Source organism: Bradyrhizobium sp. Tv2a-2 (assembly GCF_000472425.1).
In the GTDB taxonomy this organism is placed as follows: Bacteria; Pseudomonadota; Alphaproteobacteria; order Rhizobiales; family Xanthobacteraceae; genus Bradyrhizobium.
In genome coordinates, this window is the sequence record NZ_AXAI01000029.1 from 1 (window position 1) to 12,229 (window position 12,229).

General features: G+C 59.0%; 12 protein-coding genes and 1 pseudogene. 4 read left to right on the forward strand and 9 right to left on the reverse strand.

Annotation, left to right across the window (positions count from 1 at the left end; translation table 11 throughout):
* On the forward strand, positions 1–203 hold a 203-nt coding region (locus tag A3AI_RS49015; RefSeq protein ID WP_024515662.1), incomplete at its 5' end, for a hypothetical protein.
* Positions 204–572: 369 nt separating this feature from the next.
* Here the strand turns inward: A3AI_RS49015 and A3AI_RS0136065 are convergent.
* The 4 genes from A3AI_RS0136065 to A3AI_RS0136085 form a co-directional block, all read right to left on the reverse strand.
* Positions 573–782, reverse strand: coding sequence for a hypothetical protein (locus A3AI_RS0136065; RefSeq protein WP_024520178.1), 210 nt, complete (start codon positions 780–782; stop codon positions 573–575).
* Complete coding sequence (locus A3AI_RS49590; protein ID WP_084801148.1) at positions 779–970, reverse strand: hypothetical protein; 192 nt, start codon at positions 968–970, stop codon at positions 779–781. The genes A3AI_RS0136065 and A3AI_RS49590 overlap by 4 nt, the downstream gene beginning before the upstream one ends.
* Before the next feature lie 1,485 nt (positions 971–2,455).
* Entirely contained in the window at positions 2,456–4,102 is a 1,647-nt protein-coding gene (locus A3AI_RS45575) for a caspase family protein (protein WP_051382642.1), read from the reverse strand.
* Positions 4,092–5,051: a DUF4399 domain-containing protein gene (locus A3AI_RS0136085; RefSeq protein ID WP_036050895.1), complete on the reverse strand. Its 960-nt coding sequence runs from the start codon at positions 5,049–5,051 to the stop codon at positions 4,092–4,094. The genes A3AI_RS45575 and A3AI_RS0136085 overlap by 11 nt, the downstream gene beginning before the upstream one ends.
* A gap of 253 nt (positions 5,052–5,304) precedes the next feature.
* Between A3AI_RS0136085 and A3AI_RS0136090 the strand changes: the two genes are divergently transcribed.
* From A3AI_RS0136090 to A3AI_RS0136100, 3 genes are all read left to right on the forward strand, one after another.
* Complete coding sequence (locus tag A3AI_RS0136090; RefSeq protein ID WP_024520183.1) at positions 5,305–6,177, forward strand: formylglycine-generating enzyme family protein; 873 nt, start codon at positions 5,305–5,307, stop codon at positions 6,175–6,177.
* On the forward strand, positions 6,174–6,617 hold the full coding sequence (locus A3AI_RS0136095; RefSeq protein ID WP_024520184.1) for a hypothetical protein: 444 nt from the start codon (positions 6,174–6,176) through the stop codon (positions 6,615–6,617). The genes A3AI_RS0136090 and A3AI_RS0136095 overlap by 4 nt, the downstream gene beginning before the upstream one ends.
* A gap of 495 nt (positions 6,618–7,112) precedes the next feature.
* Positions 7,113–8,129 carry a patatin-like phospholipase family protein gene (locus A3AI_RS0136100; protein ID WP_024520185.1) on the forward strand — a complete coding sequence of 339 codons (1,017 nt, stop codon included), beginning with the start codon at positions 7,113–7,115 and terminating at the stop codon, positions 8,127–8,129.
* A gap of 271 nt (positions 8,130–8,400) precedes the next feature.
* Here the strand turns inward: A3AI_RS0136100 and A3AI_RS0136110 are convergent, their stop codons facing one another.
* From A3AI_RS0136110 to A3AI_RS0136145, 5 genes and pseudogenes are all read right to left on the reverse strand, one after another.
* On the reverse strand, positions 8,401–8,634 hold the full coding sequence (locus A3AI_RS0136110) for a DUF6894 family protein (protein ID WP_024520186.1): 234 nt from the start codon (positions 8,632–8,634) through the stop codon (positions 8,401–8,403).
* Between the two features lie 314 nt (positions 8,635–8,948).
* Entirely contained in the window at positions 8,949–9,179 is a 231-nt protein-coding gene (locus A3AI_RS44170) for a hypothetical protein (protein ID WP_051382644.1), read from the reverse strand.
* Between the two features lie 462 nt (positions 9,180–9,641).
* A pseudogene (locus A3AI_RS49595) lies at positions 9,642–10,195 on the reverse strand (IS5 family transposase); the annotation flags it as partial.
* A 10-nt stretch (positions 10,196–10,205) separates the two neighbouring features.
* Complete coding sequence (locus tag A3AI_RS0136135) at positions 10,206–10,655, reverse strand: hypothetical protein (protein ID WP_036050899.1); 450 nt, start codon at positions 10,653–10,655, stop codon at positions 10,206–10,208.
* Positions 10,656–11,924: 1,269 nt separating this feature from the next.
* Positions 11,925–12,128 carry a hypothetical protein gene (locus tag A3AI_RS0136145; RefSeq protein ID WP_024520192.1) on the reverse strand — a complete coding sequence of 68 codons (204 nt, stop codon included), beginning with the start codon at positions 12,126–12,128 and terminating at the stop codon, positions 11,925–11,927.
* Between the last annotated feature and the right edge of the window lie 101 nt (positions 12,129–12,229).

The following is a 12,229-nucleotide window of genomic DNA, read 5'->3' on the forward strand; positions in this document are numbered from 1 at the left end:
AGAAGATTGAACTGATCGATGCGGAACTCGACGCCGTGTGTGGTGGGTCCGGCAGCGTCAACATCGGTAATCCGCTCACCCTGCTGAACCTGAACTCGCAGTCCGCGACGGCTGTCGGCGGCCTCAGCGTCACCGGTGACGTTGGCCCGGCTATCGCTTCGAACTATAACGGACCTCAGACGAACGCCGTCGTGTTCGGCTAAGTTACGGATGCCCGCACACCCCTTGGCTGCTCCCGGGGGTGTGCGGGTACTCATTTCAATCGAGAACTCTCCTGGACACGAGCACCCTCGCTCAATGAATTGCGGAAAAAGGCGGCTCGACACGGTATCCAGTTCCGAGATGAACAGGCCTATGCAGCTGCCGCATTTGCCCGGCCGGTATCAACCTCACTCACTCTTTGTACCACACCAGGGCAAACTCCTATCGTTTGCGATTGGCGTGGCTGCCAACTCTTGCTCGCCATGGATCATGTGCTTGCTTAGTCAAGCCCCCACCTTCGCCGCCAGCGCCAGTAACCGCAGCCGTCGTGATTAAGCGGTTCAAAGCGTCCGGGGAAGCTGCTGTCCACCCTAAGCTCCCCTGCGATCCTGTTTACCAACCACGCAGCGCCATGCCGCCAGACGCTCGGCCGGATGCTGGTTCATCCACTCGGCAAGCTGCGGCGCGCCCATCAGGCAGGACTGCATCGAGACGTCGGCGAAGTCCGAAATGGTGACGATCTGCTCGTGGCAATTTGTCGGAGAAGAGAGACTGCAGAGCACGGCGATGATTTTGATCACGACAGGACGCCCCCGTCACTGCCATGCGCATTGGCGCCGCTGACCGTATGACTTATCGGTGCCTTGTCATGCTGCTCCCTGACCGGATCAGCCGGCGGGAAGATGCTGTCATATATCGCGCGGGCTTCGCGAATTAGACGGGCTCGCTCGCGCTCGGACTTTGGGACAAATCGAATAATCTCGCCCATATTCGCTCCGCGTCGTGGGCCGTGGGGCTGCCGATCAGGTCATGTACGCCACTCGCGTTCATCGCTAGTAGCCGATCGAGCGAATGCTTTGGCTGCATCAACATGCGACGCCTTTTCAGCTCGCCGCTGGTAGTCATCGGCAAGGGCCTTAAGCTGACCCGCAATCGCTCGGTCTCTCATGGTTTCGGCAGCGCGGAGCAAAGTCCGTGCTGTCTCTAAATATGCTTCGCCTCGTTGTGAGATCGGGACCATCATGAAGCCCTCAAGCTGCGCATCGCGCGGCTCCGCCTGACCTAAGAGTTTCGGAGCGGTTAGGCACAGTCATTGAATTGCTCCTGCTACTGTCAAGAGGGGCCATTCCCTTTGATGGCGAAGAATAGGCGCGGCGTTGCTATTCGATCTGTGATTCGTCTCACCTTGCGCCGCGTGCTTTGAAAGACTTTCGGCTCCGGTCAAAGCGTATTGCGAATGATCCGCTCCATTGTGCGACGGAAGTTGGCCGTGCCGCAGGGATGATTGCGACGCGCGCGACGACCCGATAGTTCGTAATGCAAGGAATACTCCCGGGACGCGATGTCTATTGGCTCGACTGTGTCGCCTTCGTGCGTGTCATTGGGGAGCAAATGTCAATTCACTAAACGAGCCTACTGATCGCGAGCGCGGCAAGGAGAGACACTCCGACAATTGCAATGTCTGACATGACGCCGCTCCTATCGCGATCTCTCGGCAGGACGCAGGACATCGACACCGGGTCGAGACTCTCTTCTCGTAATTCCCTGAGCGAGGGTGCTCGTGTCCATGAGATTTCTAGATTTGAAATTGGTACCCGCACACCCCGGGAGCAGCCAAGGAGTGTGCGGGCATCTGTGACTTAGCCGAAGAAGCTGAAAGCCGCCTGAGAGGCCGAATTTGACGCGCTAGCGCCACCAACGTCACCGAACACACTGACGCCGCCGACGGCAATAGCAGTCTGCGTATTGATCTCCGGGATTACGGAGATATTGCCGATGTTGACGACGGACCCGCCCCCTCCACACACGGCCTCGAGTTCCGCGTCGATCAGTTCAATCTTCTNAATCATGATTCCATCCTCAGGGTTTGCATGTGAACAACATCTGGCTCAAAGCAAGCCAGCGCCTCACTACGTGTTTGTTACCGGAAGGTGGTCTCTCGATCTGTGAGAGAGATCACGGGTGCCCGACAGCGGCAGTGCGCTTTGGCTACGATATGACCCGTTAGATTTAAGCTGTGTGTCGTCTCCCACTGCGCTTCTGATTTATCTGGCATGGATCTTTATGCAGTTGGCGCAGCAGCTCACTATCAGGGGCGAGTTGCATGTCGCGCCGAGTGGCAACAATGATCGCGTCGACATCAGGCGCAACAACGTTGCCACAGAACCGCTTTTCGACACCGAAGAGGGGTGCAGTGCAGTACCGATTGATAGGATGCTGTCGATCCGAGCGCCGGCGCCTTGTACGAACCAGATCAGGGGGCAACGCTCTGGCGCAGTCGGAGGAGCTGAGACCGGAGCTGCTCGCAGCCCAACTCCTTCTCGAACTCGGTGATCGCCTTCAGCGTAGGCTCAGCGCGTATGCGTACGAGACGCGCCGTGTCGCGGACACAGGTATCTTCGGCGCGAACGGGCTCGTTTTGAGCCGGCTGATTCAGAGCTGGTTGCGGCGCGGCATCGCTACCAGGGGACGAAGTGGTACCGCTGGCGTAACTTTCGAACAGGCGCTGCACTTGCTCACGCAGCCGCTGGCAGGCGACTTCGTGTAGGAAATTGACTATCTCGTCTGGCGCGGGATAGGCGCGCAAACGTGCCAACCGCGCTTCGTCGCGGACACAGGGGTCGGTAATCTCGGCCGCCGCTTGCGCCGGAAGCGGCGGCCTGGGGAGTTCCACTTTCGCCGCGGGTGGCGTGGTTGGCGGCGTTGAATTGACCACGACCGACTTCGGCAGGGCCGGCACCGGGACCAGCGCGGCAGCGCTACCAGGGGACGGAGTGGCATCGCTGGCGAAACTTTCGAACAGGCGCTGTACTTGCGGACGCAACCGCTGGCAGGCGACCTCGCGTTGGAAGTTGATTATTTCGTCAGGCGCGGGATTGGCGCGCAGATGTGCCAACCGCGCTTCGTCGCGGACACAGGGGTCGGCAATCGCGGGCGCCGCCTGCGCCGGAAGCGGCGGCTTGGGGAGTTCCACTTTCGCCGCGGGTGGCGTTATTGTCAGCGTTGGATTGACCGCGACCGGCTTCGGCAGGGCCGGTACCGGTACTACCGGTCGAGGGATTGGCGCCGCTGCCACGGGCGGCGGCACCGGTGCGACCTTTGTCGCATCCAACGGTGGCACTAAGGAGATAGTTGCGCCACCGAGAGAGCCATAGATAAACGGCTCCTGCCGTCCGCCCGTCATGGCGAGAACCTCATCCCGCACCCGACCAAGCGCGATCCGAACGTCGACGCCGGGCTCGGTAAGGTGCCTGAGCAGCGCGGTTGCATAGGGACTGTTAACGCCGTCGCCGTCATAGGAAATCGAGCCGGCCTTCGCTGCGAAGGCCACCAGCGTATCGGCGCTGATTTCTTCAAGCTTCGCAAGCCCGCCTCTGGTCGGCGAGCGGCTTGCGGAACGCAGCTTGGCCGCAAACGGATTGTCGCGGCAGGCGTCGAGCAGTATCAAACGCAGGCGACGTACCGGTTCCAGCGCCCAGACGATGCGATCGAGCGCGATAGCTTCATCGTCGACGTCGTAGTCGTGGCTCAGCCTGGCATCCATCGGTATCAGATAATTGACGCCGCCGATCTCAATTCCGTGGCCGGCGTAATAGACCACCGCCATATCAGCATTCTCTGCAGTGATGAGAAATTCACGCACAGTGCGCTTGAAGTCGACGACGCCGAGATCGTTGCGCGAAATGACGACATCGAAACCGATCGATTTGAACAGCGCTGCGATCGCATTGGAATCGTTGATGGTATTGGGCAGCGTAGGTGCGTTCTTATAGCCGGAGATTCCGACCACCAGCGCGACCCGACGCTCCGCTGCGGCCGCAGTGGCGAACATCGCGCTGACGACGAGGCAGAGGCCGTAGATCAAGAGTTGGCGCAATTTCATCGCTGCATCAATATCCATAGCTCCGCCACGAGTGGCGGCGGCGGCCGTAGCGTTTCCTCGGTGGCTGGCCAGACTCCGTCACGGTGACGTTGATGACTTCGGAGTAGACCGGCGGATTGTGCGGCACGTGGGCGTAATCGGCGAACAGCAGGCGCAGCTTGTGCTGACCGACTGGTAGCGTGATCTTCGCTTCGGTCTGGCCGGCGCCGAAATGCAGATGGTTGAAGTCGTTCGGTATCGGCTGGTCGAGCGGAGGCAATTCGGCATCGACAAGTAAATGATGGTGACCAGTGTTGGGCTTGTCGAAGCCGGCTGGCGCCACGCCCATGTTCAACAGGCCGAAGCGGATAACCGCGTTCGGAGGAATATAGGAGCCGTTCTTCGGATAGATAAAATAGACCTTGGCATCTTTCGGCGAAGGGCGACGTCCGCCCGCCGCAGGTGCTGCTTGAGCCGCCGCGGGAGCGATCTGGTCGGCCACCTTCACCTTGATGCGTTCGGAGATCACCGGCGGCGAATGCGGAACATGATTCTTGTCGCCGAACACGAGCTGCAATGTGTGCTCGCCGGGCGTCAGCGAAATCTCGGCCTCGGTCTGTCCCGCACCGAAATGCAGGTGCTGGAAGTCGTTGGGAATTTCGGCATTCAGCGGCGGCGTCGGAGCGTCTATGATCAGATGATGGTGACCACTATTGGCCCGGTCCGAGCCTGCCGGCGCGACGCCCATGCCATGTAGGCCAAAATGCAGCGTGGTCTTGGTTGGCAGTGTGTCGCCATCTTTCAATCCAATGAAATAAACGGCAGCCCCAGGGGGCGAGGGCGTCGGCCCGCCGACCTGGGCTTGGGGCTGGGCCGGCGGCTGGGGCTGGGCCGGCGGCTGGGCCTGGGCCTGGGCCTGGGCAACGCTGCAATGCAGCAAAACTGCGACAAATGGAATTAGGACCGATAGCGGCGACCGTTTCATCATCGCAATCTTCCGAATATCTGGACCGCAGTAGCCGCGGGAATCTGAAAAGCAATTACAAGGGTCGAAGGTGTCCCCCCGACCAAATGAATAGGGCAACAAACGATATCCCTTTGCCGCCCAATGTAAATCGAAAATCCGCGGCTGACCGCATCCTTGCCGGTTGCGGCTGAATGGAGCATGTTGTGCCACATTGAATGTGACATGTGCATACTCTGATGCATACTCTGATCATTGATACGACCGGGGATTAAAAATGAAATCCGCCGTCTTCGCTGTGATCTTCCTCACAGCGCTGATTGAAATTTCGAGTACGGTGAGCGCCCAGCGAGGGCTGATCAGCGGCCCGCCCGCCGATCCGTCGTCAGCGTCACCGGACACCAAGGTGGCTCAACAGAGCACAAGATTGGAGCCAGGAGAGCTGTTTCGCGATTGCGATAGCTGCCTCGAGCTTGTGGTCGTGCCGCCGGGGGATTTCGTCATGGGATCGAATGACACGCCCTATGAGAAGCCCGAGCACCCGATCAGCATTCGCAAGCCCTTCGCCATCGGCCGCCGCGAGGTGACGTTCGCGGAGTGGGACCAGTGCTTTGATACCGGCGCGTGCAAGGTGCGTCCCGATGATCACGGCTGGGGACGCGGCGACCGCCCGGTGATCAATGTCAGCTGGGAGGACGCCAAACTGTTCGTCGCCTGGCTGTCCCAGAAGACCGGACAAAAATACCGCCTGCCCAGCGAGGCGGAATGGGAATATGCGGCGCGGGCGGGGACCAGAACGCCGTTCTGGTGGGGTCGAGAAGTCGGTACGGGTCACGCGCAGTGCGACACCTGCGGCAGTCAGATCAAGCAGCAGGTAGTGCCCACGGGCTCGTTCCGGCCAAACGGCTTCGGGCTCTACGACACATCTGGCAACGCAGCGGAATGGGTCGAGGATTGCTGGAATGACTCCTATCGCAATGCACCTAAGGATGCGTCGCCTTGGACGTCGGGCGACTGCCGTCTGCGGGTGCTCCGCGGCGGCAACTTCCTCAGCAAGGCCAGCGACGTCAGATCTGCGGCGAGGTTTCGCTACGACGTTGATGTGCGCTACTACGCCAACGGCTTTCGCGTAGCGCGGGAGTTGCCATGATCATGCCGCGCGCGGGAACGATGCGCACGATCGTTGCGGTAACGCCTATGCTGTTCGCTACCGCTCCTGCGGCTTGGGCGCAGTCCTACCTCGCCAGCGGGCACATCGGCTATCTCCAGGAATGGGAGATAATGGGAAATCTTGCCAAGATCGCAACGCGCCTAGGTGCGGACTATTCAGGGACGATCACACTGCGACACGTCGGCTTGTGCAGCGTCAATGGTGTTGAGCAAAAGCAGGCACGCATGCAGCTGAACGTTTCGTCCGCGCACCTGGAAGGCATGTTGATCATGGACGACGATCAATGCCGCATCGTCGCATCTGGATCATCGGGCTCGGGCCTGCTGACCTGCCGGAGCGGGCAGGACGTTCCGATCAATCTCCTGATCGGCCAAGCGGTCACAACTGAGCCGACCGATCGCATCGGCCGTCATCCCTGAACAAGTCACCTGACGACTCTTGTTCGCAAGAAGATGGTCGTCGATCGTGGATTAAGAACCGAGCCCACGACTTAAGATCACACACAACTTTAGAGAGAGAGGGCTGCAACCCCGCTTACCAGTACGTAAGTGCTGTTTGGGCAGTGAATTTCATGGCTGTGTTTTCAACACAAGCGGCCAAGAGCACGCGTGCGATACGTTCGGAGAATACTTCCAGATCGATCGAACACACTCATAGACCGCGCCAGTTCCGACGCAATTGAAATACCGCTCGTTGGATGCGTCGCGTTCCAATCCGCGCGTCAACGTCGCGGCCGTCAGCGCCACCAGAAATGGACGGGACCAGATTAAGGACGTCTCAAGCAAGGAAATCGATAAAATTGCCCTTTGGGATTTCGCACAGCCAGATTACGTTGCGGTGATTACTCACTCGTTTTCGGCTACACGCAAATCCATTTCGATTTTTGTCGCGCAACAGCCTAGTGGCAGGCGCTGATGGGTACGACAACCAAGCTTGTCAACCTTGCTTTACAGGGCGGCGGAGCGCACGGCGCATTCACCTGGGGCGTTCTGGATCGCCTCCTTGAGGATGAGCGGATGGCCTTCGAGGGAATCTGCGCGACAAGCGCCGGCGCCATGAACGCTGCGGTCATGGCGTATGGCCTGACGATCGGCGGACGCGAGGGAGCAAAACTCACGCTCGCCACCTTTTGGCGGCGTATTAGCGACGCTGCAGGCTGGGGACCGCTACAGCCGTCCCTACTCGATCGTCTGATGCAAACTGGATCGATTGAGAAATCTCCGGCCTTCATATTCTTCGATATGATGACACGACTTCTGTCGCCCTATCAGTTCAACCCGTTGAACTACAACCCGCTGCGCGACGTGCTCGAGAAGACCATCGATTTCGAGCGGTTGCGCCGAGAGAATGTCGTCAAGCTGTTCCTTTGCGCGACAAATGTCCGCACCGGGAAAGTCAAGATCTTCGACAACGATGAACTGACGATCTCGGCCGTTCTTGCTTCTGGGTGCCTTCCACTGCTCTTCCAGGCTATCGAAATCGATGGCGAGGCGTATTGGGACGGCGGCTACATGGGTAATCCAGCAATATTCCCCCTAGTTTACGGCTGCCAATCCACGGACATTATCGTCATTCACATCAATCCGATTGTGCGCGAGACGGTTCCTCGCGCAGCCAGCGACATATTGAATCGACTAAACGAAATTAGCTTCAATTCGTCGCTGATGCGCGAGATGCGAGCGATTGCCTTCGCTAACAAGCTTGTCAACAGAGGCGCGCTGCGCGACGAGATAAAGACAATGCTCATCCATGCGATCGAGGCAGAATCGTTCATGAAAGACCTCGGGGTCGCCTCCAAGTACAATGCAGACTGGGATTTTCTTACCCATTTGCGCGACGTAGGTCGCGCCTGCGCTGAGGAGTGGCTGGCCGCGAACTTCCGCCACCTCGGAGCGCGTTCGACCATCGACATTCACGCGCGATACTTATGAGCGCGGCAAGGTCGCTACAGTTGCCCCGGCTTCGTCGCGCCGTGGAGATAACGATATGGGCGCTTGGCACGCCCTGCGCGCGCATTCGACGCACGACTTTGCGCCGCGCTTGGAGCCGCCGGCTGCTCCTGAGATGGTGCGCGGGCTGCGACGGAAATGCCGCTCCGCGCGTATCGCTCCGGCGAAGGCACGCCGGAGGAAGGCCGTCGCGATCGCATTCAAGCCCTGGTGAAGGCGTATGAATGGTGGCAGCTCCGACGGCATGACATCCTCAGTGCGGCTTGCCTAGCACTAAAGCGAAGGGCAAGACGAAAATCACATCGTCGGCCTCATCGCTGACATGCAATGCCCAATCACGCCAATCTTCAAGGCTGGCTCCTGCGATGAGCGATCGCACCCGGCTGGTGGCTGTTTCGCACGCCTCGATCAGGTCGGATACGGATGTACCGCAACGATCCCTCAACACTCCTCGAGCGTTGGTGCAATGAAAGTAGACCTTAGCCATGTACGTCTCCTCTGAACATCTGGATGAGCAGGCTCGATCCTGCATATTGGAGCCATACAAGGCCGCAGAAGAGATCGTCCGTGATCATGCTCACAGGCTACTTGAGGGTCGGCAGCGTCGATTAAAGCCGCTTGGAACGGATCGCCTTGCCATGCTCGCGATGTTTCCTCGCTGCGTCAGGAAGTTCGAGGTAGGCACAGGGCGCAGAATGGAGCTGTTTCTCTACAAGTAGCGATCAGTTTCGATAAGCTCAGCGTTGTGCATGCTCTTCCCGCTGCCGCTGCGGCGCGCATCCTCCGGCTTTTATGCCGCGTCTATAAGCCAAGGTCGTAATCAGACTCGCATTCCTCAGCCCTGGCAGCCGATCGCGCAATTGCTTTGGCCGCATCGACACGCGAAGCTTTCTCGGCTCGCCGCTCGTAGTCGTCTGCAAGAGCCTTAAGCCGACCCGCAACTGCTCGGTCGGTCATGGTTTGGGCAACGTGGAGCAAGCTCTGTGCTGTTTTTAAGTATTCCATGCCCCGTGGTGAAATCTGGAAAGTCATCAAGCCCTCGCTCGGTTCTCTGGCGTCCGGTCTAAAGCGATCCCAAGCCAGGATAGCCAATTGCGATCACTAGCCCGGCGAGCTCTGAAGCGATCGACGCACTTCTTGGAACAGAGAGAGGTTCGCCACGAGTAGTGCCGGACGAGTCCAAACTTTCCATCACAAACTGCGCATCGTGCGGCTCTGCCAGATCCAACGCTGGCGTTACCAGCGATACCGCCGGTGTGGCCACTGGTGCCGCCGACAGCCACACCAACCTGCGTGGCATTGTTCGCCTGCGCGACGACAATGCCGAAACCGAAGAGCCCTCCACACTCGGGGTCGATCACTTCACGCATTTTACTCATGACTTCCCTTCAGGAGTTGCATGTGAACCACATCTGGTTCAAAGTAAGCGAGTGCCTCACTACTCGTGTTTGATACCGGAGGGTGGGCTTTTTATCTGTGACAGAAATCACGGGCGCCCGAGAGCTTGTCGTAGGTCGTTTCGACCTGATGACATTGTTTGATCCTGTTGAAGAAGCGTTCAACGATCTTGCGGGCTCGGTAGAGGTATGAGCGGAAACAGATTGGCTTGGTTGCTTTTCGGCCGCATGTTGGCCAGGCGCCCTTCCTGATGGCGAGTTCTCTGATCCAATCGGCGTCGTAGCCACGGTCGGCAAGCAACATTGATCCAGGAGTTTTCCGACAAGCTGATTGTGGTGGGGCTCACTAGGCGTCACCGAGAGCCGGATTGGCAAGCCGTTGGTATGAACCACCGCATGAATCTTGCTCGCTAGCCCACCCCGTGGACCGTCCTATCGACTGCACTCTGTTCCGAGTGGTGCACGCTCCATGCTGATCCACGCGGACAATCGAGGCGTCGATCATCTGGACAGCGGCATCATTGGCAGCAGCGAGCGCGCGTCCATGATATCGCTGCACACGCCGACCCGCTGCGAGCGAACGAAGCGGGCGTAGCAAGTGGTCATCGTATCGTACGAATTGCTATCCGCCGCTGGCAAGGACCGTGCGGGCATCCGCAATTTAGGCGATAGAGCCGGAGTTCAGCTGACCGCCGAGCAGGTTGGTGACACTGGTGTTACTGCCGACAGCCACACCAACCTGCAAGGCAATATTCTCCTCTATGACGATATTGCCGGAATTGACGATATTGCCGAAATTGAAATTGCCGATATTGCCGAAGTCGAAGTTCCCTAGATTTCCCAGATTCCCTCCCCCAGCAGCGTTTTGGGCCACGCCAACCTGCAAGGTAATATTCTCCTCTATGACAATATTGCCGGAATTGACGATATTGCCGAAATTGAAATCGCCGATATGGCCGAAGTCGAAGTGCCCCTGATTCCCGTGATGCCAATGATGATGCCCGTGAGGCGTGAAGTCGTGTCCGAGAGCCGGATGCGGTAGTTCCCCACGTCCGTGACCGCCACACACGGCGTCGAGTTCCGTATCGATCAGTTCACGCATTTCACTCATGACTTCGATCCTCGGGGGTTGCATGTGGACAACATCTGGCTCAAACCAAGCCGCCGTCTCACTGTGTTTGATACCGGAGGCTGGTCTTTCTATCTGTGACAGAAATCACGGACGCCCCACAGTGGCAGTTAGCTTTGGCTTTGGCTTGGGCAGAGCTGAAGCCGCGCATGTAGCTGCCACTTCGGTTTGGACAGACCTCCCTACGAAACGAGGTGATTTCGAAACCCGAAATAGCTCGCCGGCCGCGGCGAGCTAGACGACCGAGGACTGGCGCGATCGCGCCGGCGCGCCCAGTGGACGCCGATGGAAATCGGAAGCCTTTTGGGGAGTGTGGTGGAGCTCGCGCTCGACAGTGGGCCGTCTTGCACGGCGTCGCCCCCCGCGATCCGATGGTCGCGAGAGCGCTATTTGATCGTCGCGTGCACAGTGATTACCGACGTGCCAGAAGTCGTCAGCGGCGAGCAGATCCACGAGCGTAAGTTGCCGACCTGCAGCGACAGTGCTTCCCCACCCACAACCGCCTGAAGTGCAGTATCACTCAGCTCTGTTTCCTCGTTCAGTTCGGCGATGCTTTGCGTTCTTGATCGTGTCAGGGTTAGTCATTGGTGTGCTCCATCTGTTTATATGGTGATTACAAACATCACGAAGCACACCGCTACCATAGCAAACGTGGCGAGGCACAGGACATCTTTCATATCAGCTCCAATGCATTTTCCGCTTGGTTGAAAAGTGGTGAGCGGGCCGGGTGATAATGCATTATCGGCACGGTCAACTCTGTGACTTACGTCACCGGGCGCAGGGGCTACACCTCGACGACCGCTACCCCAACGCGTTCTACCCAAGCCAGCGCAGCCGCAGCGGCACTGACCACTGCCGCGCTCGTCATTCCGGCCAAGACGCAAATAGACATGCGGACCGGGTTGGCACTCCCAAGCTAAGCTGGCTGGCTGCTTCATCCCTACCCGCTGCACTAATGCCGTCCCGCCGCCGAGCGTCTTACCAATATGCCCGTGCCGCCCCTTAGGCGCGCGGGATGCGCTTTACAGTAAGCCTGCTCCCGCATGATCCTTGAACAGTTCGGCATCGCGAACGTAGCCCCCGCAGGGTATCCACGGATTTGTGAGGGGAGGTATCCACCACCTCGAGAATTGATGCGCCCTTCCGCCGGACGCTCCTACAGCCCCGACCAGCGTCTCTCCTGACAGGCCGGCGCTGCTCTTTGAGCCACTTCGCCAGCCCGACCCCGCCGCATCAACCGCGGGCAAAGTCTCAATGGGCCAGCGAGACCGCTTGCGTCACCATGAGGCCCGCGCCCAGGATGAAGATTAGACCGGCAAAGAGCTCGAGGGCTGACGTCCCAGGGCGGCCCACTGCTAACAGCGCAAGGATGGTGGCAATGCCGAACCGAATGCCCTGAGGCGTGAGGTTTTCCCAGCCGATAACATCCCACCCGACAATCGAAAGAAGACTCATTTCCTGCCTCCTGTAATTGAAACCTTTTGTTACCCGGATTTCCGCGCGCGCGAGGCGGGTGACGGCGCCGAGGGCGCGCGTCGAGCGGAGGCGCGGCCGGC

Excerpts from the sequence above, each read along its gene's own strand:
- A3AI_RS0136135 (WP_036050899.1), bottom strand. The coding sequence starts at position 10,655 with ATGAGTGAAATGCGTGAACTGATCGATACGGAACTCGACGCCGTGTGT.
- A3AI_RS0136090 (WP_024520183.1), top strand. The coding sequence starts at position 5,305 with ATGAAATCCGCCGTCTTCGCTGTGATCTTCCTCACAGCGCTGATTGAA.
- A3AI_RS0136110 (WP_024520186.1), bottom strand. The coding sequence starts at position 8,634 with ATGGCTAAGGTCTACTTTCATTGCACCAACGCTCGAGGAGTGTTGAGG.
- A3AI_RS44170 (WP_051382644.1), bottom strand. The coding sequence starts at position 9,179 with ATGACTTTCCAGATTTCACCACGGGGCATGGAATACTTAAAAACAGCA.
- A3AI_RS0136100 (WP_024520185.1), top strand. The coding sequence starts at position 7,113 with ATGGGTACGACAACCAAGCTTGTCAACCTTGCTTTACAGGGCGGCGGA.
- A3AI_RS0136095 (WP_024520184.1), top strand. The coding sequence starts at position 6,174 with ATGATCATGCCGCGCGCGGGAACGATGCGCACGATCGTTGCGGTAACG.
- A3AI_RS49590 (WP_084801148.1), bottom strand. The coding sequence starts at position 970 with ATGGGCGAGATTATTCGATTTGTCCCAAAGTCCGAGCGCGAGCGAGCC.
- A3AI_RS0136145 (WP_024520192.1), bottom strand. The coding sequence starts at position 12,128 with ATGAGTCTTCTTTCGATTGTCGGGTGGGATGTTATCGGCTGGGAAAAC.
- A3AI_RS45575 (WP_051382642.1), bottom strand. The coding sequence starts at position 4,102 with ATGGATATTGATGCAGCGATGAAATTGCGCCAACTCTTGATCTACGGC.
- A3AI_RS0136085 (WP_036050895.1), bottom strand. The coding sequence starts at position 5,051 with ATGATGAAACGGTCGCCGCTATCGGTCCTAATTCCATTTGTCGCAGTT.